The organism is Bradyrhizobium sp. SZCCHNR1093 (assembly GCF_032381175.1).
Classification (GTDB): Bacteria; Pseudomonadota; Alphaproteobacteria; order Rhizobiales; family Xanthobacteraceae; genus Bradyrhizobium.
The window spans coordinates 25,431-48,346 of record NZ_JAUHJJ010000015.1; the positions used below are offsets into that span (position 1 = coordinate 25,431).

17 protein-coding genes are annotated in these 22,916 nt (G+C 66.9%); 8 read left to right on the plus strand and 9 right to left on the minus strand.

What is annotated here, in order from left to right; translation table 11 throughout:
- Nucleotides 1-202 precede the first annotated feature (202 nt).
- Entirely contained in the window at nt 203-2,281 is a 2,079-nt protein-coding gene (locus tag QX070_RS30015; protein ID WP_315740763.1) for an AsmA family protein, read from the minus strand.
- Nucleotides 2,282-2,493: 212 nt separating this feature from the next.
- Here QX070_RS30015 and QX070_RS30020 point away from each other — a divergent pair, with 212 nt between their 5' ends.
- Together QX070_RS30020 and QX070_RS30025 are read left to right on the plus strand one after the other, a co-directional pair.
- A complete protein-coding gene (locus QX070_RS30020; protein WP_315740764.1) occupies nt 2,494-3,168 on the plus strand; it encodes a Crp/Fnr family transcriptional regulator in 675 nt (224 codons plus the stop codon).
- A 266-nt stretch (nt 3,169-3,434) separates the two neighbouring features.
- On the plus strand, nt 3,435-5,069 hold the full coding sequence (locus tag QX070_RS30025) for a glycosyltransferase family 39 protein (protein ID WP_315740765.1): 1,635 nt from the start codon (nt 3,435-3,437) through the stop codon (nt 5,067-5,069).
- Between the two features lie 24 nt (nt 5,070-5,093).
- Here QX070_RS30025 and QX070_RS30030 read toward each other — a convergent pair whose 3' ends face one another.
- The 4 genes from QX070_RS30030 to QX070_RS30045 all read right to left on the minus strand — a co-directional run bounded on the left by QX070_RS30030 (nt 5,094) and on the right by QX070_RS30045 (nt 11,704).
- The gene (locus QX070_RS30030) at nt 5,094-8,246 is read right to left on the minus strand and encodes an efflux RND transporter permease subunit (protein WP_315740766.1); all 3,153 of its coding nucleotides are present in this window, start codon (nt 8,244-8,246) and stop codon (nt 5,094-5,096) included.
- A complete protein-coding gene (locus QX070_RS30035) occupies nt 8,246-9,172 on the minus strand; it encodes an efflux RND transporter periplasmic adaptor subunit (protein ID WP_315740767.1) in 927 nt (308 codons plus the stop codon). The genes QX070_RS30030 and QX070_RS30035 overlap by 1 nt, the downstream gene beginning before the upstream one ends.
- Before the next feature lie 160 nt (nt 9,173-9,332).
- Nucleotides 9,333-10,010 (minus strand): OmpA family protein, encoded by a 678-nt coding sequence (locus QX070_RS30040; protein ID WP_315740768.1) that lies wholly within the window; start codon nt 10,008-10,010, stop codon nt 9,333-9,335.
- A gap of 134 nt (nt 10,011-10,144) precedes the next feature.
- Nucleotides 10,145-11,704, minus strand: coding sequence for a caspase family protein (locus tag QX070_RS30045; protein ID WP_315740837.1), 1,560 nt, complete (start codon nt 11,702-11,704; stop codon nt 10,145-10,147).
- Between the two features lie 351 nt (nt 11,705-12,055).
- On the opposite strand from QX070_RS30045, the gene QX070_RS30050 reads away from it, so the two are divergent.
- Nucleotides 12,056-12,862 (plus strand): N-acyl homoserine lactonase family protein, encoded by an 807-nt coding sequence (locus QX070_RS30050; protein WP_315740769.1) that lies wholly within the window; start codon nt 12,056-12,058, stop codon nt 12,860-12,862.
- 716 nt (nt 12,863-13,578) lie between these two features.
- Nucleotides 13,579-13,998 carry a hypothetical protein gene (locus tag QX070_RS30055; RefSeq protein ID WP_315740770.1) on the plus strand — a complete coding sequence of 140 codons (420 nt, stop codon included), beginning with the start codon at nt 13,579-13,581 and terminating at the stop codon, nt 13,996-13,998.
- Nucleotides 13,999-14,028: 30 nt separating this feature from the next.
- On the opposite strand, the gene QX070_RS30060 is transcribed toward QX070_RS30055, so the two are convergent.
- The 3 genes from QX070_RS30060 to QX070_RS30070 form a co-directional block, all read right to left on the minus strand.
- Nucleotides 14,029-14,400: a hypothetical protein gene (locus QX070_RS30060; protein WP_315740771.1), complete on the minus strand. Its 372-nt coding sequence runs from the start codon at nt 14,398-14,400 to the stop codon at nt 14,029-14,031.
- Nucleotides 14,401-14,514: 114 nt separating this feature from the next.
- Complete coding sequence (locus tag QX070_RS30065; protein WP_315740772.1) at nt 14,515-14,739, minus strand: hypothetical protein; 225 nt, start codon at nt 14,737-14,739, stop codon at nt 14,515-14,517.
- Nucleotides 14,740-15,187: 448 nt separating this feature from the next.
- Nucleotides 15,188-16,183 (minus strand): L,D-transpeptidase family protein, encoded by a 996-nt coding sequence (locus QX070_RS30070; RefSeq protein WP_315740773.1) that lies wholly within the window; start codon nt 16,181-16,183, stop codon nt 15,188-15,190.
- Between the two features lie 200 nt (nt 16,184-16,383).
- On the opposite strand from QX070_RS30070, the gene QX070_RS30075 reads away from it, so the two are divergent.
- The gene (locus tag QX070_RS30075; RefSeq protein WP_315740774.1) at nt 16,384-17,265 is read left to right on the plus strand and encodes an efflux RND transporter periplasmic adaptor subunit; all 882 of its coding nucleotides are present in this window, start codon (nt 16,384-16,386) and stop codon (nt 17,263-17,265) included.
- Nucleotides 17,266-17,620: 355 nt separating this feature from the next.
- Here the strand turns inward: QX070_RS30075 and QX070_RS30080 are convergent, their stop codons facing one another.
- Entirely contained in the window at nt 17,621-18,481 is an 861-nt protein-coding gene (locus tag QX070_RS30080; RefSeq protein ID WP_315740775.1) for a caspase family protein, read from the minus strand.
- A gap of 428 nt (nt 18,482-18,909) precedes the next feature.
- Here QX070_RS30080 and QX070_RS30085 point away from each other — a divergent pair, with 428 nt between their 5' ends.
- The 3 genes from QX070_RS30085 to QX070_RS30095 all read left to right on the plus strand — a co-directional run bounded on the left by QX070_RS30085 (nt 18,910) and on the right by QX070_RS30095 (nt 22,914).
- A complete protein-coding gene (locus QX070_RS30085; protein ID WP_315740776.1) occupies nt 18,910-20,634 on the plus strand; it encodes a hypothetical protein in 1,725 nt (574 codons plus the stop codon).
- A 211-nt stretch (nt 20,635-20,845) separates the two neighbouring features.
- Nucleotides 20,846-21,571, plus strand: a complete 726-nt coding sequence (locus QX070_RS30090) for a thermonuclease family protein (RefSeq protein WP_315740777.1) — start codon at nt 20,846-20,848, stop codon at nt 21,569-21,571.
- A 155-nt stretch (nt 21,572-21,726) separates the two neighbouring features.
- Nucleotides 21,727-22,914: a pyridoxal-phosphate-dependent aminotransferase family protein gene (locus QX070_RS30095; RefSeq protein ID WP_315740778.1), complete on the plus strand. Its 1,188-nt coding sequence runs from the start codon at nt 21,727-21,729 to the stop codon at nt 22,912-22,914.
- The last annotated feature ends 2 nt before the right edge of the window (nt 22,915-22,916 follow it).

Here is a 22,916-nt window from a genome sequence, read left to right on the forward strand (position 1 = left end):
CCGTCCTCGCGGCAGCGACACCTCGGAGACGGGACCGCTCGAGTGCGAGACGGTCCGTCGCCGGCATCCGTTTAGCACAGAATGACAAGCAGAGCCGCGCGCAGTGCGCGCACCCGCACCGGCCGTTGTTTGCGCGGTTGGCCTTGAACCCCTCCACCGCTCGGAGGAGATCCCTCCGGATTCGGTTGCCTGCGGTTCTATATTACCTATTGAAGATTCGCTTCAGTACATCGTTCATCGGCTGGCTGTCCTGCGCGCCGTCCTGCCGAGGCTCGGCGGGGGCGGCCTCCGCCGGGCCCTGGCCGGCATCGCCCGAAGACAGCGGAACAGCGCCGCCCTGGGGCGCAACCAGCGTACGGCCGCGGCCCTTGGCCTGCGGCTGCGCGCCCTGCTGCAGCCCTTGCTGAATCAGATTGCCGATCGCCGATCCGAGATCACCGCCGAGCAGGTCGGATTGGCCGGCCGCCGGGGCCTGCGCGTTCGGAGCCACCGTCGATGGCGCGCCATTCGAACCGGCGTTGGGCGCAGCATTTCCGATGAGGCCGCCGATGCCGTTGATCAGATTGTTCAGCCCGGCTCCGTCTTTGCCGAACAGGCCTTGGCCCATCTGCTTGAGCCTGGCGTAGGCAGCATCCGGATTGTCGAGGATGCCGGCGATGTCGGGGTAGAAGCGCGGCTGACTCCAGGGGCCGTCGATGACGACGGGAATCCCAAGGCCGATCGGCTCCGAGGTGCGGCCCTGCCCCTCGGTCGTCATCACGAGCTTCGGCTCGACGCGCATCGCCAGCGCCCGATTGCCCAGATCGATCGTCCCCGCACCGGTGACCTTGACCAGCGGTCCGACCAGGTTGAGGTCACTGGTGGCGGCCTGCCCGCGCTCGACCTGGAACGAGGCCGAGAGCTGCGTGAGATCGGTCGTCAGCTCCTTCGAATCCTGCCATCCCGATAGCGGATTGGCCGTCAATGAGCGGATCATCTGCGCGACGTTGATGCCGCGGATCGCGCCGTCCTGGAACAGCAGGAACGCCGAACCGCTCAGGTTGCTCATGAGAGCCTGCTGGCTGGCGCCGCTGGAGCGCAAGGCCAGCTTGCCCTGCATCCGCGCATCGAGCTTGTCGAATCCGGCGACGCTCGAGAGCAGCGGCAGCGCGCGGATGCCGACGAGATCGCAGTGCATCGCATAGGCCGGATTGCCCGTGGAGGCGTCGATCACGACCTCGCCACTGGCCTGCCCGTCATAGGCGCCAAGATTGGCGACGGTCGCCTTCAGCAGGCCGCCGGCCAGCGAGGCTTCGAGATCAAGCGGACCGAGGCGAGCCCCGGAGAGAACGACATCCGTCGCCGACAGCTTCACGCGCGCATCGACGTAGTTGAGACCGCGCAAGTCGATTGCCGCCGTGCTCCATCCCGACACGCCGGCAGAGCCCTGCCCCGCAGGCGCCCCCAAGTCGAGCCGGCGAACGTCGAGATCGACCTTCACCAGCGGCTTGCTCGCGAGATCGACCGAGGCCCAGCCGTTGAAATCGCCATCGCCAAGCGTACCGCTGAGGCCGTTGATCATCACCACCGGGCCATTCAGCCGAACGTCGGCGCGGCCAGCAAGGACTCCGCGAAATGCATTGGCCATGTCGATCTTGAAGTCGACCGGCAGCGTCTGGCGGTCGATTGGCAGTGCAGGCGCCGCCGCTGTGACGTCGAACGTCACCGGGCGGCCGCCGGCACGGGCCGCGCCCGTGATCTTGACCTTGCCGTCGGACAGAGACGCCGTCGCGCCGATGCCCTCGAGCCGATTCTCGACGCGGTCGCGCGGGTTGGAGAGGATGACAGCGCCGTCCCTGACGGTGACCCGTTCGATCCGGACCGCAGGCACCGCTTCCGACTTCGCCGAGGCACGGCTGCGCGGCGCGTTGTCCCGCAGCCGTTCGCGCAGCAGCGGCAGATAGAGTGTGGGCTTGTCGATGATGATCTCGCCGATGTCGGGCCGGCCGGACCACAGGCTCGACAGCGCCACGTCGGCCTGCAGCGTGCCGATCGTCAGCCGATTGTTGCCGTCCCGCTCCTTCGGATCCTGCAGGGTGATGTCCGTCAGGGTCGCATGCAGCGACGGCCACAGGCTGACGCTTGCCGAGCCGGCGATGCTCAGGCGATAGCCGGTGTCACGCTCGACGCGGTCCTGGATGGCGACCGTGAGGAAGCTCGCCGGAAGTCCAAAAGCGAGCGCCAGAGCGAGCACGACGATGACGGCGCCAATCAAACCGCCTGCGATCTTCAATGCCTTCATGTCGATGTCCCAAGCGCAAGGCGCGAGCGGTCTCCACGGGTTAGCGTGCGGCAACGCCGACCCGGTTCAATCCGAATTTTTCTCGGAACGAAGACCGCTCCGAGAGCGACCAACATAGTCGTGAGCACGTGCGCCATTATGTGACTTATGACACACTTCCGCCCGGGCGGATTCTGTAACTCGGGCTTTGAACCACTGCCGAAGGTATAGTGATGAGCAAGCAGGCCGAATTTGCGGTCATTCTGAAGATGAACCCGATGTTCGCCGACCTCGGCGCGGACGAGCTGCAGCGAATCTCGAGCCTCTGCCACACCCAGCATCTGTCGTCGGGCGAGGTGCTGTTCCAGAAGGGCGATCCCGGCAATGCCCTGTTCGGGGTGCGGCGCGGCCAGATTCGCATCGAGACCGGCGCCACCGACGGCAGCCGACTGACCCTCAACTTCATGGGACCCGGCGATCTGTTCGGCGAGGTCGCCGTGCTCGACGGGCAGGAGCGCACGGCGGACGCCACGGCCGGTGAAGCGTCCGAGCTGTTCGTGCTTCGCCGCGAGGATTTCCTCAGCTTCCTGGAACGCGAGCCCAAGGTAGCGATCAGGATCATTCAGCTGCTGTGCCAGCGCATCCGCTGGCAGAGCGAGCGAATGGAGGAATCGGTGCTGCAGCCGCTGCCGGTCCGGCTGGCACGCCGGCTGTGCGCGCTGGCGGAGGATTTCGGCTCCGAGGTTCATATCTCGCAGGAACAGCTCGGCGTCTTCGTCGGCGCGGCGCGTGAAAGCGTGAACCGCCAGTTGCAGGCCTGGCGCAAGGACAAGATCCTGGATCTGCAACGCGGCCGCATCCTGCTGCATGACCTGACGAAGCTGAACACGATCGCACGCAACGAGTAGCAAGCCGGGCGCCCAGCTTCGTTCACCGCGAATTTGTCGATTGCGGGTCCGGTCCATGGCGGGAACCGCCCGTCGTGCATCGTTTGGTATCGGCATCGGCCAAACATGATCGCAATTGGGCCACCACGCCTCACAATTTGCGACATGAACTCTTTTTAACAATTCTAACAGGGTTCAATCCGGCGGCGGAGAGTTCCATTTGCTCGCGCGCGGCTGCGCGCGGGTGGAGCTTTGCGCGCCAGGCGAGCGTGGTTGGAAGTAAAGTCATGAGTCTTGCGTTGCCGGCGATCGCGATCGAGGCCAGTGGTTCGGTTGGCCGTTGGCGCAAAGCTCTCGCGGTCTGGATCGACGCCGTGGAGGATGGTTGGGCCGTTCCGGCCTTGATCGTCGGGTTCGTCGCGGTCTGGATGGTGTATTTCTCGATCGCCTATCTGGGAGGCGATCTCCACCAGGACGTGATCGAAACCTGGTCGCTCGGACGCAGCTTCGACTGGGGCTCGACCAAGCATCCGCCGCTGATGGGCTGGGCCGCGCGGGCCTGGACCACCGTGTTTCCGCTGACCAACTGGTCGTTCAACCTGCTGGCGCTGACCAACGCGGCGGTCGGCCTCTGGGCCGTCGACCTCATCACCCGGCGTTTCGCGCGCGGTGACAAACGTCTGGTCGTACTGCTGCTGCTCATGCTGCTGCCGGTCTATCAACTGCATGCGCAGCGCTTCAACGCCAACGCCGTGCTGCTGTCGAGCTGGCCGCTGGCGACGTGGTGCTTCCTGCGCTCGTTCGAGACGCGTCACGTCGGCTGGGCCATCGCGGCCGGCCTGACCGCGGCGCTCGCCATGCTCGGCAAGTACTACGCGGTCTTCCTGATCGCGGGCTTCGCGGTCGCAGCGTTGTGTCACGGCGAGCGTCGCGCCTATTTCACCTCGTCCGCGCCCTGGATCGCGGCGCTGTCCGGCCTGGCCGCGCTCGCACCTCACATCTATTGGCTCGCCACGACCGGCGCCCAGCCGTTCTCGCATGCGATCGAGCATCACGTCGGCAAGACCGCCGCGGCCGCCCTGGTCGAGGGCAGCGGCTTCCTGTTGGCGATGGCCGGCATCGCCGGTATCCCCGGCCTCATATGGCTCGCCATGACGCGGCCTCGCCCCACCCGCCTGCTGAACGATGCGCTCAGCCTCGAACCCGGGCTCCGGCTGCTGGCGACAATCAGCATCGGGACCGTTGTGTTCCCCACACTGGTCTCGGTCGTGTTCGGCACCGACATGCCGCCGCTGTGGGGCCTGCAGGGCGTCTTCCTGTTCGTCATCGTGATCGTGTGCGGCGCGAGCTATCACGCTCCCCGCGACATCACGATCAATCTCGCCGCGGCGACGATCGCGATCGCGGCATTCGCGGCCACCGTCGTGGCGCCCCTCCATGCATTGTACCGGAACTACGTTCCGTTGAACGAGGGCCGCAACTTCTATGAGCCGGCCGTGACCGAGCTCGACCGCCTGTGGCGGACGGCGTCGAACGGCGTCCTTCCCGCTGTCGGCGGCGACGACGGCCTTGCTTTTGCCGCCGCGTTCTACAGTCCCGACCATCCGCGCTATGAAATGGCGCTGGTGCACCCGCACGAGCTGCAGCCTCCGTCCAAAGTGCTGACCGCGCAGGGCTGGGCGGCGCTGTGCTACGACTCCGACATCTCCTGCATCTCGGGCATGCAAGCTGCGGCGGCGCAGGCGCGACGTTCGGTGCGGGCCGACTTCACGCTCCGGACCAAGCTGTTCGGCCTGGAGGGCGCGAGCCAGGGCTTCGTTGCCCTGATCGTTCCGCCTGAGACCGCCGCGCCGCTCGAGAGCACGCCGAGCGAGGCCCACGATCTCAGCGCACGCCGCCGCATGCCCTCGACCGCGAACTGAAACAGCTCGTTCCGGCACGTCATCTCATTCCGCGGCCGGCGACATCGCCGACGGCGGCGGCTTTGGCTGATGCCCCACCTCCGGTTCATGGCCGGACTGCGCCTCGTCGGCGGCCTCGCCGGAGGAGACGATCAGCTTGCGGCCGAGCCGGGCGAACAACGCGCCGACATCGTCCATCACCAGGAACATCGCCGGCACGAACAACAGCGACAGCACGGTCGAGAACACCAGCCCGCCGATCACCGCCAGCGCCATCGGCGAGCGGAACTCGCCGCCGGCACCGACCGCGAGCGCGCTCGGCATCATGCCGGCGACCATCGCGATCGTGGTCATCACGATCGGACGCGCCCGCTTCATGCCGGCATCGATGATCGCCTCGTCGCGCCTGATCCCGGCATGGATCGCCTCGACCGCGAACTCCACCAGCATGATCGCGTTCTTGGTGACGATACCCATCAGCATCATCATGCCGATATAGACCGGGATCGTGAGCTGCTTGCCCGTGAGCATCAGAGCTCCGATCGCCCCGCCGATCGACAGCGGCAGCGAGAACAGGATCGTGATTGGCTGCAGGAAGGTGCCGAACAGCAGCACCAGCACGGCGTAGACGATCATCAGGCCCGCCGTGATCGCCGTGATGAAGCCGGAGGCCAGCTCGTTCAGGCTTTCGGCGTCATCGGACGGGATCAGCTTGACGCTGGCAGGCATGCTCTTTCTGACCGGCAGCTCATCGATCTGCTTGGTTGCGTCACCGAGCGCCGCCAGCCCGACGAGGTCGGCGGCGACGGTCGCCTGCCGCCCGCGATCGTAGCGGCTGATGCTGGTCGGCCCCTGGTCGAGCTTGATGTCGGCGACCACCGCCAGCGGCACGCCGCCCTTTTCGCCGTACTGGCCGAGCGGCACCCGCAACTGTTCGAGGATCTTCACGTCGCTGCGCGCTGCATCCTCGAGCTGCACCCGGATCGGGACCAGCCGGCCGCCGGCGTCATACTTCGCCAGCGCCGGTCCGACATCTCCGATCGTGGCGACGCGGATCGTCTGCGACAGGCTTTCGGTGGACACGCCCAGACGAGCGGCCAGGTCGGCGCGCGGCTGCACCCGCAATTCCGGCCGGTCGAGCGAAGTGTCCGACACCACGTTGGAGATGATCGGAATCCGCTTCATCTGCGAGGCGAGCTCGCTCGCAACGTTGTCGACCAGCTTGGGATCCGAGCCCGTCAGCACCAGCTTGATCGGGCGCAGACCGTTTTCGTCGGTGAACCAGAAACGGATGTCCGGAATGGTTTCGAGATCCTTGGTGATCTCGAGTTCGAGCTCTTTCTGGGTGATCTTGCGCTCGGTCTTCGGCGTGTAGTTGACGATCATTCCGGCGCGACGAACCTCCATCGCGCCCTGAAGCCGGCCGCCGTCGACGAACACGCTGCGGACCTCTGGCCGCTTGCGCAGGCGCGCGACGATGTCCTCGGTGACCTTCTCGGTGTAGGCGAGCTGCGCGCCTGGCGGCAGCTCGATCGCGAGCAGCGATCGCGCCGCGTCCTGGGCAGGCAGGAACCCTTGCGATAGCAGCGTCGTGCTCCAGATCGAGCCTGCGAAGATGCCGATGCCCAAGAGAACCGTGACAAAGTAGTGCTTCACCGACCATGTCACGATGCGCTGATACGCACGCAGGATGAATCCCGGCGGCGGATCGTCATGGTCGTGATGCTTGAGGAAGTAGGCCGCCAGCATCGGTGTGACGAAGCGCGCCGCCAGCAGCGAGAAGAACACCTGCACCGAGACGGTGATGCCGAACTGCTTGAAGAACTGGCCGGCAATGCCGGACATGAAGCTCGCCGGCGCAAAGATCGCGATGATGGTGAGGCTGATCGCGATGACCGCGAGCCCGATCTCGTCGGCGGCATCGAGCGCGGCGCGATAGGGCGACTTCCCCATCCGCATGTGGCGCACGATGTTCTCGATCTCGACGATGGCGTCGTCGACGAGAATGCCGGTCGACAGCGTGATCGCCAGGAACGAGACCATGTTCAGCGAGAAGCCGAGGATGTCCATCGCCCAGAAGGCGGGGAAGATCGACAGCGGCAGCGAGATCGCCGCGATCACCGTGGCCCTGAAGTCGCGCAGGAAGAGGAGCACGATGATGACGGCCAGGATCGCGCCCTCGAACAGGGTCGAGATCGCGGCCTCGTAGTTGCCTTTGGTGAACTCGACCGAGGTGTCGATCAGCTTCAGATCGACGTCGGGATGGGCGGCCTTCACCTGGTCGATGCGCTTCTGCACGGCGGCCGCGACGACCACGTCGCTGGCTCCCTTGGAGCGCTTGATGCCGAGCGCGACCACCGGCTCGCCGTTGAAGCGCGCAAAGGTACGGCGATCGGCGATCGTGTCGGTGACCGTCCCGAGATCGGCGAGCCGGACCTCGCCGCCGCCGAACAAGGGAATCATCGTGTTGGACAGCTCGTTCAGCGTTTTCGCGCCGGCAAGCGTGCGGATCGCCTGGTCGTTCTTGCCGATCTCGGCGCGGCCGCCGGCGACGTCGACATTGGTGCCGCGCAGGCTCTGGCTGACATTGACCGCGGTGAGCCCCATGGCCTGCAGCCGGTCGGGATCGAGCGAGACCAGGATCTCGCGCTCGACACCGCCGATGCGCTCGACCTGGCTGACGCCGCGCACGCCCTGCAGCTCGCGCTTGACCACGTCGTCCACGAAGAACGACAGCTGCTCCGGCGTCTTGCCCGGCGAGATCGCCGCATAGGTGACGATCGGCAGGCCGATCTTGTCGACGCGCGAGATCAGCGGCTCGGTGACGTTCTGCGGCAGATCGGAGCGCACCCGGGTCACGGCGTCCTTGACGTCGTTGATGGCGCGATCGGTGTTGGTCTCGAGCGCGAACGTAATCGTCGTCACCGACAGGCCGTCGGTGATCAGCGACTGGATGTGGCGCGCGCCCTCGACGCCGGAGACGCCGTCCTCGATGATCTTGGTGACCTGGGATTCAAGCTCCGAGGGCGCCGCGCCGAATTGCGCCACCGCGACCGAGATCACCGGAATGTCGGCGTTCGGCAGCCGCGTGACCGCGAGCTTGGTGAAGCTCATCCAGCCCAGGATCAGCAGGATGATGGAGAAGAGGATCGATGGCAGCGGGTTCCGGATCGACCATGCCGAAATATTCAGTGCCATCAGCGTACCCGCGTGCGATCGATGTCTTCGGCAAACATGGTCTTGATCTGGTCGCCGTCGTGCAGCGAGCTGCCGGCGTCGGCCACCACGATTTCACCCTCTGTCAGACCGTCGAGGATTTCGCTCGATGTATCCGACACCAGGCCGACCCGCACCCGGCGGGTCTCGATCGTGTTGCCCTTCACGACCTGGATGGTGAGATGATCGATCGCCGTGTTGGGCACGGCGACGCCGCAGCTCCGCCGGGCATCGATATTGGCGCGCGCGAACATGCCAGGCTTGAGCGACGGACTGCTGGTCAATGCGATGCGGACATGGCCCAGCTGGGTGGTCCGGTCGACCTGCGGTGCCACCACGCGCAGGCGGCCGACAATGTCGGGAAGGTTGTCACGGGTGATGCGCACCGGCGCGCCCGCGCCGAGCTTCAGGAGATGAATGCTCGGAACTTCGGCGTCGAGCTCCAGCTCGTTGTTGACGGCGATACGGAACATCGGACCGGCCTGCGGCGAGGCCGGCGCACCGGCGATCGTGCGGACCTCGGTGACGAGTCCTGCCGCCGGCGCACGCAGCGACACCGGCCGGTTCGCGGCCGCCGCCGGCGCTCCCGGCTGCGGCGGTGGCGGCGTCAGGCGCGCCAGCTCCTGGTTCTCGGTGACGGTGTCGCCCTCCTTGACCAGGACGTCGATGACTCGCGAGCCTTCCTGGTCGGCGCCGACCACCGCCTCGCGGCGGGCCATGACGAAGCCGGTGACGCGCACGAGATCGGAGAAGCAGGCCTTCACCGCCTTGGTCACCAGCACCTGGGCCTGCATCGGCGGCTCCTCGGCAGCGTGATGGGAACGATGCTCGTACCAGTAATAGCCGGCGAACAGAGCCACGAAGACGACCGCGCTGGCCGCGGTCTTGAGGGATTTTGGCAGCTTCATCGGCAGGTGGATCCGGTCGGCGCGAGATGCGGGTTATGGATGCTGCGAATTTGGCGCGGGGCGCCCCGACAAGGCGATGCGCCCCACAATCCTGCGGGACGCATCCGTTCACTTCGATCTCCGGCCACGCGACCCCCGACGGCGCTTGATGGACGCGGCGCTACTTGGCCGCCGCCGTCTTGCTCTGCATGTTGACGACCTGAACGCGGCGGTTCACCTCGGCGAGCGGCTGGCTCGGATCCTTCAGCTTGCTCTTGCCGTAGCCCACCGTCACCAGGTCGGCGCCGGCGATGCCGAACTTCTCGACCAGATAGCGCTTGATCGAATCGGCGCGGCGCTCGGAGAGGTCCTGATTGTAGGCCTCGCCACCGGCGGCATCGGTATGACCGGCGACGACGAAGGTCGACCCCTTCAGCTCGGCGTTCGTCAGCGCCCGGCCGAGCGCCTGCACCGACGGCAGCGACTTCTGGCTGATGTTGGCGGAGTTGTAGTCGAAGGTGATCTCGAGATCGATGTTCGGCTTGGTCCTGGCGACCGCCGCGATCTCCTCGCGCTCGGCTGATGACAGCGAGCGCGTCGAGCGGCCGCGAATGCTCTGCAGGAACTTGTCCTGTTCCGGCGCGACCGCAGGCGCGGCCTCGGACGGTGGCGACATCGACAGTCCGCGGGTCAGCGGCCTCTTCGGCCCGGCCAACGCGCGGACGATCTGATCCTCGCTGACATCATCGGCCGCGAACGCCGGCATCGCGCTCAGCGACGCGGCTGCGCTCAGGACCGTCGCGGCCAGGAGAGCCGTCAGGCCGGCGGTCCTGGTCGAATTCGTTTTCGGTGCGGTCATTGCCATCCCTCCTCACGCGAACTGATCATCCCGGTGTCCGTCGCGAAGGCCCGCTCGCGACACCCGGCTGTCCGCTGTTATGTCGGTCCGGCCTGCCGCATGGTTCGAGCCGGCCGGCCGACGCGCGCAAGAAATCAGCGCACGCCGTAAGCTTCGAACTCGCGGACGATGTTGGGGTCCATCGCCTTGGCGTTGGCGATGTCGAGCGCGCCCTCCTGCGCGGCACCGTTGCGCTGCTTGGCGAGGCCCCGGCCGTACAATGACGACGTCAGCCGCGGATTGATCTTCAGCGCCGCATCGAAATCGGCGATCGCGTTCTTGACCGCGCCGCTCTTGAGGTTGACCAGCCCGCGGCTGTCGAGAGCGTCGACGAAATTCGGCCGCAGCCTCAGCGCCTCGTTGCAATCGCGCAGCGCAGGCTGCAGCTCGCCGACGACGGTGCGGGCCCAGCAGCGGTTGTTGAGCGCCTCGACGTCCTTCGGATTGATCCGGATGGTGTCGTCGAAATCGCGGATCGCCTGCGCGTAGGCGCCCTTGCTCGCATACACCTGGCCGCGCCGGTACAGCGCACCGGCATCCTCCGGATTGGCCGCGATCTTGGCGCTCAGGCTCTTGATCGTCGGATCCTCGGCGAACGGATCCTGCGCGGGCGCTGCCGGAGCGGCGGGGGCCGCGGGCGCAGCAGGCGCGGCGGGTGCCACGTTCGCGATCACAGGAGATGGCGCCGGCGGCGCTGGAGCAACCGGCGGCGGAGGCGGCGGGGTATCCACCTTCTGCACCGGCGTCGGCTGCGGCGCGGGCGGAGCCGGCGGCAGCGGTGACGGCACCGGCGGCGCCACCACGACCTGTGTCGGGGTCGGCGCAGGCGCAGGTGCAGGTGCGACACTGCTCTCGGCCGGCGGCGTCGGCCTGACGCCGTTGCCCGGCACGAAGGAGAAGTCCTCCGCCAGCGACGACGAGATCCACGGCACCTGCTCGCTGCGCGACGCGCGGGTGACGCCGACGCGGGTGCGGTTCAGCGTCTCCTCGGCGGTGAGATCGGGAACGCGGATCTCCTTCAGGAGCTCCTGCACGAACAGGCTGCGATCGCGCCCGCCATCCGTCACGACAGCGGACAGCGCCGCCGAGTACATCACCAAAGTACCGCTCGGTGCGATGACCGGAGCGAGCCCGGCCGAGGCGGTGCGGAACCTGCGCTCATAGGGATTGCGGCGGGAGGCATCGAGCAGCGCGATCTTCACGCCGGCGCCGCGGCTGTTGATCTCCTGCAGCACCTGCTCGAGGCCGATGCCGTCGCGCCGCACGTCGGCCTCCTGCCAGATCTGCGCGTCGACCGGGATCATGTAGCTCTGCCGGCTCGACTGGATGCCGTAGCCGGAGAAGAACAGCAGCGCCACCGAGCCCGGCTTGATCTTGCCATAGAGCCGATCGAGGCCGCGGCGCATCGCGTCGCCGCCGGCATTCTCCAGCGTCTCGACGCTGAAACCGTCGCGCTTCAACTCGTCGGTGAGATCGCGGGCATCGTTGACCGGTTCCTTGAGCGGCGCCTCGGCATCGGGATATTTCGCATTGCCGATCACCAGCGCGAAGCGGTCGCCGGCCGCGCGCGCGGGCCAGGAGACCACGGCCGAGACCACGGCCGAGAACGCGACGGAGAACATCAGGCCGAGCGGCAACAGCAGGCGGAAAGTCATCACGATGGCGGTCCAGCGGTCAGCAATCAGGCGCCGTCCAGCTTGCGCCGCGGCGACCATATCCCACGCGTCAGGCATTATCAAATCGCCGTGACGGCACGTCAACCGCTTGCAGAGGTTGACGAATCGTCTGAGGCGACGACCGCCCGCAGGAGCCTCTTGCGAGCTGCGGGTCATGACACGAGCGGACCATGCAACGATCCCAATGGCTTGAAATGTGAGATGCCTCACGCTGTGTCGCGGCAGCGCGCCGTCCGGTTCGACGAGCACCGCGATTGACCTCGATGCGATTGACCTCGATCCCTGCCGATGGCTCGATGGCGGCCGTGCCCAACCAACGAGAAGGCCATCATGGGGAACGCTGCCGAGATCTACGCGCTGCGCTATGCGACGATGTCGCCGCGCACGCCGCACATGAACTTCCTGCAGCCCGATCCGCACGACAGCACGGCGCAGGACCTCGACTATTTCGTGTGGCTGATCCGCCGTGACGGGCGCGACATCCTGGTCGATACCGGCTTCAACGTCGCGGAGGCCGAGATCCGCCACCGCACCCTGACGCGCGATCCGATCGACGCGCTCGCTTCCTTCGGCGTCGACGCGGGCGGCATCCGCGACATCATCGTGACGCACCTGCACTACGATCACGCCGGCAATCTCGACCGCTTCCCGAACGCGCGCTTTCATCTGCAGGAGCGCGAGATGGCGTATGCGACCGGCCGCTGCATGTGCAACGGCATGCTGCGCTACCCGTTCACGGTCGAGCACGTCACCACCATGGTGCGCCACGTCTATGGCGACCGCGTCACCTTCCACAACGGCGACGGCGAGGTCGCGCCCGGCGTCACCGTGCACCGGGTCGGCGGCCATTCCGACGGGCTGCAGGTGGTGCGCGTCGACACCGCGCGCGGCCCGGTGGTGCTCGCCTCCGACGCCGCGCATTACTACGCCAACCTGCAGCGCCGCAGCCCGTTTCCGATCGTGCTCAACATCGGCGACATGATCCAGGGCTGGGAGATCATCGAGCGCCTCGCCGGGCATCCGGATCGATTCATTCCGGGCCACGATCCGCTGGTGACCGAGCTCTATCCGCGCGTGAGCGAGACGGCCGATGCCTACGCGCTGCATGTGGCGCCGTCGCGGTCGTTTGCGAGATAGTGGCGCGGCAGGACCAGGTGACGTGACACGATGAGCGTCGTTTCCGCCATCTCGAAGCGCTGCCGATTTGCTGCGCCGTCATCGTCCGGCTTGATGGTAGCCCGGAGACATAGCCGACACCTGATTCGGCGCACGGGCTGTGCAAACAAATATGCCCCCGCGTTCTCGCGGCGCGTTTCGCGTCCGAGCTGTGATCATCGGGACACCCTCTTGAAGCAGAGGGCGCAGGGAGAGCCAGGCCTCGGCTGAGGCCTGCGGTCCGCCTGCGAGAAAAAATGCAGGCGGCAGAACCACAGGTACAGCCGGAATGACCCGGCCCTCCCTGCGCGATGGCTTTACGATTTATACGCAGTCTCCTCGGTGACCGGCTTGTTTGCCACCGTGGCGACAACGCGCGCATGACGCGCATTGCGCGGACCTCAGCGTCGGGAGGCCAGGACCCTGCGACTTCACCGTCCGCGGCGTGGCGTACGTCGGCATGCTCTCAGCACGCTGCACCACATCGCGGCCATCGCATCCCACCCCAACGCGTCGTGACGTTCGCGAAAGCGCCCCTCTTCAACGAGGCGGGACGGGCGTAAATCTCCACCCGATTTGCCCGACGGCGCAAGCGATTTCTTTTTTACCGAACATCTGGACAGGGCAAATCAGCTTGAAACGGCTAGACAAATTCGTCTTTTGCGACCAAGGATTGAGCGGTATTTCGATGAGACGATTTGGCCGCGATGGGGGCATTCTGTGGTTTCTCAGATCGCCGGCAGGACGACATCAAATCGAGAGCCTTGCCACCGGAAATCTGCTCGATGCGCAACATCAGTCAGGATGCATTCCGTCGCATCCGCCTTCCCTTTCCCCCAGGCGAGGTTCGGCGGGAATTGATCGGACGGCTGGAAGCAAGCTTTACCCAAGCCGACCGCCTCGAAGCCGAGGCGGCGCGCGCACGGGCGCTGCTCGACCGGCTGGAGGCGGCGATCCTGACCAAGGCATTCAAGGGCGAGCTGGTGCCGCAGGACCCGAACGACGAGCCGGCCAGCGTCCTGCTCGAGCGCATCCGCGCGCAGCGCGCGGCGGCCGCGCCCCCGAACGGGAAGCGAGGTCGGCGGGCCCCCCTGTCAAATGATCGGCTTTCGTTTTGAACGGGGGCGACCGCCCCCTCGAAGCGGCCGTCAGCGACTGACGAGCACTTGAGGAACTGGGTTTCGCATCAGCATGTACGTCTCCGAATAGAGCGAGCCGCTGACGTTGCTCATCGGTGCGGCGCCGATCAAGACCTCCTTCTGCTGTGACTCGCTGTCGGGCAGGATCACGTGGAAACGCAGGCAGGCCAGCATGAGATCGCCGTTCTTCGGCGCGGGTGTGAGATCGAAAGCAGTTAACCTGCCGTCCCGGACCTCGTAGCTGATCGCACGCGTGGGCCCCGAAAAGCCCGACGCGGCGGCGCCAGCTCCACCGTCCTCCAACGTGTCGAGCGCGAGGAGACTCATTTCACCTGGCTTGATCACCAGAGGCGTGAAGACATAGTTCAAAAGCGCCTTCATTCCATGCTCATCGCACGACGGCTCTGGCCTCTCGTTGCCGGGACGAAACCAGACGGTGAGGTTGATCTTGGTAACCGCCACAGGCCGGTTGCCAGCGTTGACGAAGACGAGATTTTAGCTCAGCCCGCTCAGCTCCTGCGCTTTCGACGACACCGACATGAATGGGATATTGTTGATGACCACGCGGAGGTCGTCCCTGGTCCTCACCACGGTCGCATACAGGCTCGCCGCCGATAGCAACAGCGCCAGCCACGCCACCGGCGAGCCGATCCACTTCGACCAATCGACACCTGGCTTGGGCGGCGGCCACAGGCGGTCGCGCAAATGCTCCGGGGTCATGTTCGGGCCAGCTTTCCGGTTGCGGTGGACGCGATTATGCGCGCTGGATGGGCGTTGGCAATGTCCGGGCGGCGGCGTAGCGCGTGCTTGTTTGGCTTTGCTACCGTCTCCTCATGAGTTGCGTCGTCATTGCGAGGCGCAGTTGCGCCGAAGCATTCCAGAATGGCCCCGCGGACATCGTCTGGATCGCTTCGCTGCGCTCGCAATGACGTAGGGTTGGCATGGTGCGCTCAGCCGTCGTCCCGGGCAGGCAGCATCGCGCGATGGCGCGGCGTGGCACTGACTAGGGCCCCCACGCGCCGCAGCGGTTGTCGGGGCGCGGTGTCAGCGCCCCGTCTGCCTCAAACGACTTCCTGGGGTTATGGGTCCCGGCTCAAGGCCGGGACGACGGCGGAGGTTGCCGATGCGGCTTGGGTCCATTGAAGGCCGGTGGAAATCGCAGCCACGTTCAATGCAGCTCCACCTTCGCCTTCTTCGCGAGGTGGTCGCCGAGGAATCGCACGTCCCAATTGGTCAGCCGCACGCAGCCATGCGACTCCGACTTGCCGACCTTGGACGGCTCGGCGGTGCCGTGGATGCCGTAGCCGATGCCGACCGACAGGCCGATCCAATAGGCGCCGACCGGGTTGTTGGGGCCGGGCTTGATGGTGAACGGCTTGCGCGCCTTCACACCCTTGAACTTGTAGTCGGGGTTATAGCGGTAGTTCGGGTTGGCATCGATCGAGATCACCTTGAAGCTGCCGACCGGCGTCGGCTTCTCTTCGCTGCCGACCGTGGCGGGAAACACCGCCACCAGCTTGCCGTCCCGGTCGAACGCCTGCACGGTGCCGGCGTCCTTGCTGATGTCGAGCCGCATGATTTTCGGCGCGGCGTCGTCCGGCTTCATCACATTGGCGACGGAGATCTGCTCGCCCTCCTTGTCGAAGCCGGCCTTCGGATTGAGCGCCGACAGCAGCGCTTCGCTCATGTGGAATTTCTCGGCCAGCGCCTCGCGCGGCGAGGTGTAGCCGAGCGCCGGCAGGTCCTTCATGTCCTCCATGTGATGCGGCAGCTTCTTCAGGAACGGCCCTTTCACATCGTCGCGGGTGATCGTGTAGGAGACGATGGCAGGCGCCTGGTCGCCGCGCAGCAACGCATCCCACAGCTCGGGCTTCAGCTTCGCATCACCGGCAAGGCCCTGATCGCCCGCAAGCCCCTTGGCGCGCGCGAACGCGGCGAGCGCCTTGCGCGCATTGTCGCCGAAGCGGCCGTCGATCTCGCCGGGCGAGACGCGCGCGCGATCGAGCAGCACCTGGGCGCGGATCGCCACTGGGTCCATCTTCTCCTCGGCCGGCGGCCGCTTGCGCAGCTCGGCACCGTTGACGGCGTCGGCGGTGAGCTCGGCGGAGACCGCAGGCGTGACGACGACGGCGCAGAGCAGAAGCGGTATCCAGGGCCGAAGCATGAGCGTGAGTCTCAAGTGGAGATGGCTGACATCGGCAGCGTCAACGTGGACGCTGCCGAGAAGTTCGGGGGGCGTCGGCTGAACGTCGCGGCGTCCTGGCGCGACTACCAGGGACGCGGGTCGGCTGGCCCGGCGGCTGCGCGTCTGCTATCCCGACCGCGGCCGCTGAATGAATGGATTTTCGCGAGGATCGGTTTCGCATGGGACATGCCGCAATTGCCGCCACGATGCGCCGGATGCCGATGCTCGCCGCCGCCGGCCTGCTGGCCATGATCCAGGCTGCGGCGGCAGCCGAGGACACCGCGCCGAGGGGCGCCGCGGTCAGCGTGCTCAAGGCGACCAAGGCCTGCTTCGACAACACCGTCGAGGTGTCCGGCATGGTGCTGGCGCGCGACGAGACCGCGGTCAGGCCCGACCGTCCCGGACTGAAGGTCGCGGAGGTGCTGGTCGATGCCGGCGACACCGTCACGGCCGGACAGAACCTGGCGCGGCTGACGCCGCCGGAGGGCGGCACGATCATGATCCAGGCGCCGGTGGCGGGCACCATCCTGTCGTCGAGCGCCACCATCGGCGCGTTTGCCTCCGGTCGCGGCGAGGCGCTGTTCTCCATTCTCGCCCGCAACGAATATGATCTCGTCGGCCTGGTGCCGAGCGCGCAACTCGCCAAGCTCGCGGTCAACCAGACGGCGCGGATCCGCATCGTCGGGGCCGGCGAGGTCGAAGGCAAGATTCGAAGGGTCGCGCCGACCGTCGAGCCGAACAGCCAGCTCGGCCAGGCCTTCATCGGCATCAACGGCACGGCGCGGCTGCTGGTGAATTCGTTCGGGCGCGCCGTGATCAAGATCGGCCAGAGCTGCGGCGTCGCGGTGCCGCTGACCGCCGTGCTGTACGACCCGGACGGCACGGTGGTGCAGGTGGTCCGCGCCCAGCGCATCGAGACCAAGCGGGTCGAGATCGGCCTGATGGCCGGCGGCCAGGTCGAGATCCGCGACGGCCTGGCCGAGGGCGACGTCGTGGTCACCCGCGCCGGCGCGCTGCTGCGCGAAGGCGATCCGGTGCGGCCGGTGATGGCGAGCAATTGACGGACACGGCCGAGTCCTGCGAGACATAGCGGGGAGACCGCGCCAGACGCGGTCCGCTCCCCTCCCCCGTGCGGGGAGGGGTCGGGGGTGGGGGTTCTCCGAGTCGCACTCGACGTGATAAGCGCGCGAGCTCCAGGGAAATCTTCAGCGATCTAGGACAGGGCCATGCGGGGAATCGCTATCCCTGCCAAAGCGGCTTGTAGGGAAGGCTCAAGCCAACGATGCGCGGCGCCTGCGAACCCCCACCCCCAACCCCTCCCCGCAAGGGGGAGGGGAGCTGACCGTCAGCTTGGTGAGAGCGGGGCAGACGCTCCGAGCGTCAGATGCGTTGGACGAGAGATGGAAAACCGCCGCCTCAACTGCCGGCGTTCGCGACGTCGGCGCTGAAGCGGATGTCCTCGACCAGCGAGGACGACACGGTCGGCACCTGCTCGCCGTCGGAGCTGCGCGCGATGGCGTTGCGGGTCTTGTTGAACACCGCCTCGGCGCTCGGGCTCTTGCCGAGCTGATTGAGCAGCTCGCCGACCAGCACGCTGTTCTGGCCCTTCGGATCGTCCAGCACCTTGCCGGGCGTCGCCGACGACAGGATCAGCGCATTGGCAGGCGCATTGATCGGCGCCAGGCCGTGCGAATAGGCGCGGAAGCGGCGCTCATAGGGATTGCGGCGCGCGGCGTCGATCACGACCAGCTTGGCGCGCGCACCCTGCTCGCGGACCGTATCGAGCAGGCCCTCGATGCTGGTGCCGTCGCGGCGCACGTCGGCCTCCTTCCAGATCTTGGCATCGACCGGGATCATGTAGCTCTCGCGTCCCGCCTGGATGGCGTAGCCGCCGAAGAACAGCATCACGACCGAGTCGGGCTTGATCCTGGCCTTGAGGCGCTCGACAGCGCGGATCATGTCGTCCTTGTTGGCATCCTCGACGACATCGACGTCGAAGCCGTCGCGGCGCAGCGCGCCGGTCAGCGCCCGGGCATCGTTGATCGGCTGGACGAGCGGCGCATTCGCATCGGGGTAATGACCATTGCCGATGACCAGCGCGAGGCGCGCGCCGTTGCCGGTCGCCACGCTGCTCTGCTCTGAGGCTGCCGCCTTGGGCGCCTCGAGCGAACGCTTGTTGAGGGCAGCATGCGCACCGATCGCGAGCGACACCGTGCAGAGAAGCGCGGCGGCGATCACGGCCGATCGGCGGGAGAGAGAAGGCTGCCTTGCGGTCATCACGTCAATCCTGGTCCGAGCCTGCCCAAGCGTGACCAAAGGGGCGCACCCTTTGGTCGCGCTGGCGCCTCTGAGGTTTGAGGGGTTGCGAGACGATGTGTCGTCGAATTGCGCGCAATTTGCGGCACCGCAACGAGGAAAGGCTTAACCCGAACCCGCATCCCAAGCAACATCGGAACAGCCTTGACTTTTCAAGCACTTGAAGAGAAACGCAAATTTAACCATGGCGCCGATCTCCAAAGGGCCCTGGGCGGACCGCCGGGAAGCCATATTGCCGCCCAATCCGCCTCGCGCCGTGACCGCCGTCACGTTGTCTTTGGCCGTCCAGCGTGTCAGTTTGCCTCATGCATGCGCGTGACGCGCCGTTGCCGGGCGTCTCGAGCAGCGCATGCCGTTCGTCCCGCCTCCGACAACCCGCGAGTCCTCGCTTGAGTTTCCAGTATTTCGCCGGCGCGGCCTGCCGCGCACTGACGGCCCGGAAGGATGGGCCGTCGCTGTACGAGGTCTGCGATCCCATCCTGCGCCGGCCCGGCAGCGGCGACCCGCATCTGTCGAAATTCTACCGGACCGCGCTGGGGAACCCCGCGCTGCGCGCATTGCTGCGCCGTGCCGGCCTGCCCGAGTTGAACGATCCCGCTGTTCTCAATGCGCTGCGCGACGCGCTGGTTCTCGCCCGCGACAATCCGACGCCGGACTGGGAGCAGGTCGGCCGCCCGATCGCCGATCTGGTCGACAGCGTCGCCTTGCATCACCCTGCCCCGCCGCGCCGGACCGCGGCGGCGGCCATGCCGCCGGAAGGCGAGATCGACCGCGTGATCCGGGCCTGTGGCGCCGACCTGCTCGGCTCGTTCAGCCGCAATGGCTTCATCCCGACCTATGCCGCCTTCAACCTGATCGGCGATCCCGACATGAAGGGCCGCGAGGTCAAGATGGCGCTGCAGGGGCTGGACGCGCGCGGCTACAAGAACTCGACGTTGCTGTTCAACCTCGCCCGCGTCTTCATCGCGCGCTCGCCGGCGGCGGCCGTCATCAATCCGCCGTGGCGCGGCATCGCCGAGCCGATGTGGGAGCCGGTGCAGATCCGCCACCGCTCGGCCTATTACGACGCGTTCTTCACCGAGGCGCTGCTGAGCTATCTGGAGACGGGCCTCGCCTCGTCGGAGCAGACGACCGCGGCGCGCACGGCGATTTCGGCCATGGTCGAGTTCTGCCTGACCGTCAGCCGCGAGGAGGTGCGCGGCGCGGACGGCAAGAGCTACGACGTCGTCACCGCGCTGGCGCCGCCGCCGCATCCGCGCTTCTCGCGCTTCTTCACCCAGATCAAGCAGGACCTCGGTTTCGGCGTCTACGTGCCGGATTGCGACACCACGGCGTGCTCGTTCTCGGCCGCGACGCAGGCCGGCTCGGACGATCCGATGCTGAGCCAGCCGCTGCTGGATTTCTATGCGGGCTACCAAGTGCGCGCCGGCGGCAACGAGCCGCGCGTGACGGTGCCGATCAACGACAACATCGACTATGAAGGCGGCGTCGCGACCTGGATCGACAGTCTGGCCGGCGAGCGGCCCTACGGCAATGATCTCGATCCGACGCTGAATCTCGACGTGCTCGAAGTGTCGTTCCGCAATCTCGGGCGCTGGCAGGTCCTGGAGACGCAAGCCCGGCTCGACGTCGTCAGGCGAATCGTCGGCTTCCAGCAGCGGCTGGTTCTGAGCGGCGCCTTCGCCGACCCGCGCGCGCACATCTATTATCTGCCGGAGCTGTATTGCGCCTATTTCGGCCGCTGCTACCACGCCTTCATGGCACTGCCGCCCGCCGCGCGGCGGGCGATCGATCCCGACGGCGCGTTCGAGCTCATTCGTCTGCGCGTGCTCGCTTATGTCGAGGACGAGCTGATCGGCCGCGAGATGAACCCGTTCGACGCTGCGCTGGCGTTGATTGCGCTTGGACATCTCGGCGGCGCTGCGGCGAGCTTCGCGCCCGCGGTGCATTGCATCGTGACGTCGTTCGGCGAAGGTGGCCGGCGGCATCCGTACCGCGCCTATGAATGGAACAAGATGAAGACCCCGACCCGCATCCTGGTCGGCGGCCCCGAGGTGACATCTGCCTTCGTGCTGATGGGCCTGGCGCTGGCGCGAAGGGTCGTGGTGCGGTGAGGCCGAAGCTCTGTGTCGACGGTGTCGGTCCACTCCCCTCCCCCTTGCGGGGAGGGGAGCGCACGACCGTCGTTGTGATAGCTTGAGTCGAAACGTCCCCACCATCGCGTGAAGTTGAGCGGGTCAGGCAATCACGGCGCTGGAACAACCGGGCGATCCGCCGCACAATTGCCCCAGCCCTCCCATCCCCAAGGACGATCCGCGCCCGTTCATGTCGATGAAACCAGCCCTGCTCGCGCTCCTGCTGCTGCTGCCGTCCGTCGCGTCCGCGGCCGACATCGCCGGGATTCCCAAGATCCGTGAGGCCGATGGGATCACGATCGGGACCACCCGCATCCGGCTCGGCGGCATCGACGCGCCCGCCGTCGATCAGCTCTGCCTGAACAAGAACGGCGAGCGCTGGACCTGCGGCGTGGCCGCGCGTGACGAACTGATCAAGCACACCGACGGCAAGAGCTGGACCTGTCATCCGCGTTCGATCGATCGCCGCGGTCGCCAGGTGGCGCGCTGCGACGTCGACGGCGAGGACATCCAGAAATGGCTGGTGCGCAGCGGCTGGGCGCTGGCCTATCGCACCATCTCGCACGACTACGAGCCCGACGAGGCGGAGGCGCGGGCCGCCAAGGCCGGCATGTGGCAGGGCGCATTCATCGCGCCGTGGGACTGGCGCGTGCGCAACAAGAAGACCACGATCCTCGGCGCCACCAAGCCGCCGGAGAGCGCCCGCAACATCCTGCTCGCCTCGGCTTCGGGCCCGGTGGCGCCGTCGCCGGACTGCACCATCAAGGGCAACGTCAACGGCGCCGGCGAGTGCATCTATCATACGCCGAAAAGCCGTTGGTACGCTCAGATCAAGATGCACGTCGCCAAGGGCACGCGCTGGTTCTGCTCGGTCGAGGAGGCCGAGGCCGCCGGCTGCCGCGAGACGAGGCGCTGACGACCTGACGCGCCGGCCTGCCGGGGCATGCCAGCCCCCCGGCTTCTCCGGCTTTTCTTAATGCGCCGCGCCACGTAAAACGACCATGGGCCAGCCGTGTGCGAGAGCCCGCCACCACCCTCAACCGCCAAACCACATCGCCGAGGACACTGACAATGACCGTTCGCGCGGGCCGGGAGTTTCTGGCCATCCCGGGACCCACCACGATGCCCGACGAGGTGCTGCAGGCGATGCACCGCCCGGCGCTCGACATCTACTCCAAGCAGATGGTCGAGCTGACCGACGGCATCATGTCCGATCTCGGCCGCCTGTTCGCGACCAAGGGCAAGACCTACATCTACATCGCCAACGGCCATGGCGCCTGGGAGGCCGTGCTCTCCAACGTGCTGTCGCGCGGCGACAAGCTGCTGGTGCTGGAGAGCGGCCGCTTCGCGATCGGCTGGGGCCATGCGGCGCGCGCGATGGGCGCCGAGGTCGAGGTTCTCAGGGGCGACTGGCGCCGCGCGGTGCGCCCGGCCGAGGTCGAGGCGCGGCTGCGCGCCGACAAGGAGCACACCATCAAGGCCATCGTGGTGGCGCAGATCGACACCGCCTCGGGCGTCGTCAACGATGTCGAGGCGATCGGCCGCGCCATCAAGGCCGCGGGCCATCCGGCGCTCTATATGGTCGACACCGTCGCCTCGCTCGGCTGCATGCCGTTCGAGATGGATGCCTGGGGCATCGACGTCGCGATGTCCGGCTCGCAGAAGGGCCTGATGACGCCGCCCGGTCTCGGCTTCGTCGCGGCGAACGCGCGCGCACTCGAGGCACACAAGCGCGCCAACATGCGCACGCCCTATTGGGACTGGAGCGAGCGCGAGGGCGCCGAGCACTATCGCAAATATGGCGGCACCGCCCCGGTTCATCTGTTGTTCGCGCTGCGCCAGGCGATGGACATGCTGTTCGCCGAGGGGCTACCGCACGCCTTCCGGCGCCATGCGCTGCTCGCCGAGGCCGTGCGTCGCGCCGTGGCGAAGTGGAGCGAGGGCCAGGTGATCGGCTTCAATATCGCAGACGCCGCGGAGCGTTCCAACACCGTGACCACGGTGCTGGTCGGCGGCGGCTATGATCCGGCCGTACTGCAGACCTACTGCAAGGAGCAGTGCGGCGTCGTGCTCGGCACCGGGATCGGCGACCTCCAGGGCCAGGCGTTCCGCATCGCCCATATGGGCCATGTCAACGCGCCGATGGTGCTGGGCACGCTCGGCGTGATCGAAATGGCGCTGGTGGCGTTGAAGATTCCGCATGGCCGCGGCGGCCTCGACGCCGCGATCCAATGGCTCGGCGAGAGCGTGACCCCGTAAAG

Excerpts from the sequence above, each read along its gene's own strand:
- QX070_RS30015 (WP_315740763.1), bottom strand. The coding sequence starts at position 2,281 with ATGAAGGCATTGAAGATCGCAGGCGGTTTGATTGGCGCCGTCATCGTC.
- QX070_RS30020 (WP_315740764.1), top strand. The coding sequence starts at position 2,494 with ATGAGCAAGCAGGCCGAATTTGCGGTCATTCTGAAGATGAACCCGATG.
- QX070_RS30025 (WP_315740765.1), top strand. The coding sequence starts at position 3,435 with ATGAGTCTTGCGTTGCCGGCGATCGCGATCGAGGCCAGTGGTTCGGTT.
- QX070_RS30030 (WP_315740766.1), bottom strand. The coding sequence starts at position 8,246 with ATGGCACTGAATATTTCGGCATGGTCGATCCGGAACCCGCTGCCATCG.
- QX070_RS30035 (WP_315740767.1), bottom strand. The coding sequence starts at position 9,172 with ATGAAGCTGCCAAAATCCCTCAAGACCGCGGCCAGCGCGGTCGTCTTC.
- QX070_RS30040 (WP_315740768.1), bottom strand. The coding sequence starts at position 10,010 with ATGACCGCACCGAAAACGAATTCGACCAGGACCGCCGGCCTGACGGCT.
- QX070_RS30045 (WP_315740837.1), bottom strand. The coding sequence starts at position 11,704 with ATGACTTTCCGCCTGCTGTTGCCGCTCGGCCTGATGTTCTCCGTCGCG.
- QX070_RS30050 (WP_315740769.1), top strand. The coding sequence starts at position 12,056 with ATGGGGAACGCTGCCGAGATCTACGCGCTGCGCTATGCGACGATGTCG.
- QX070_RS30060 (WP_315740771.1), bottom strand. The coding sequence starts at position 14,400 with ATGAAGGCGCTTTTGAACTATGTCTTCACGCCTCTGGTGATCAAGCCA.
- QX070_RS30065 (WP_315740772.1), bottom strand. The coding sequence starts at position 14,739 with ATGACCCCGGAGCATTTGCGCGACCGCCTGTGGCCGCCGCCCAAGCCA.
- QX070_RS30070 (WP_315740773.1), bottom strand. The coding sequence starts at position 16,183 with ATGCTTCGGCCCTGGATACCGCTTCTGCTCTGCGCCGTCGTCGTCACG.
- QX070_RS30075 (WP_315740774.1), top strand. The coding sequence starts at position 16,384 with ATGGGACATGCCGCAATTGCCGCCACGATGCGCCGGATGCCGATGCTC.
- QX070_RS30080 (WP_315740775.1), bottom strand. The coding sequence starts at position 18,481 with ATGACCGCAAGGCAGCCTTCTCTCTCCCGCCGATCGGCCGTGATCGCC.
- QX070_RS30090 (WP_315740777.1), top strand. The coding sequence starts at position 20,846 with ATGTCGATGAAACCAGCCCTGCTCGCGCTCCTGCTGCTGCTGCCGTCC.
- QX070_RS30095 (WP_315740778.1), top strand. The coding sequence starts at position 21,727 with ATGACCGTTCGCGCGGGCCGGGAGTTTCTGGCCATCCCGGGACCCACC.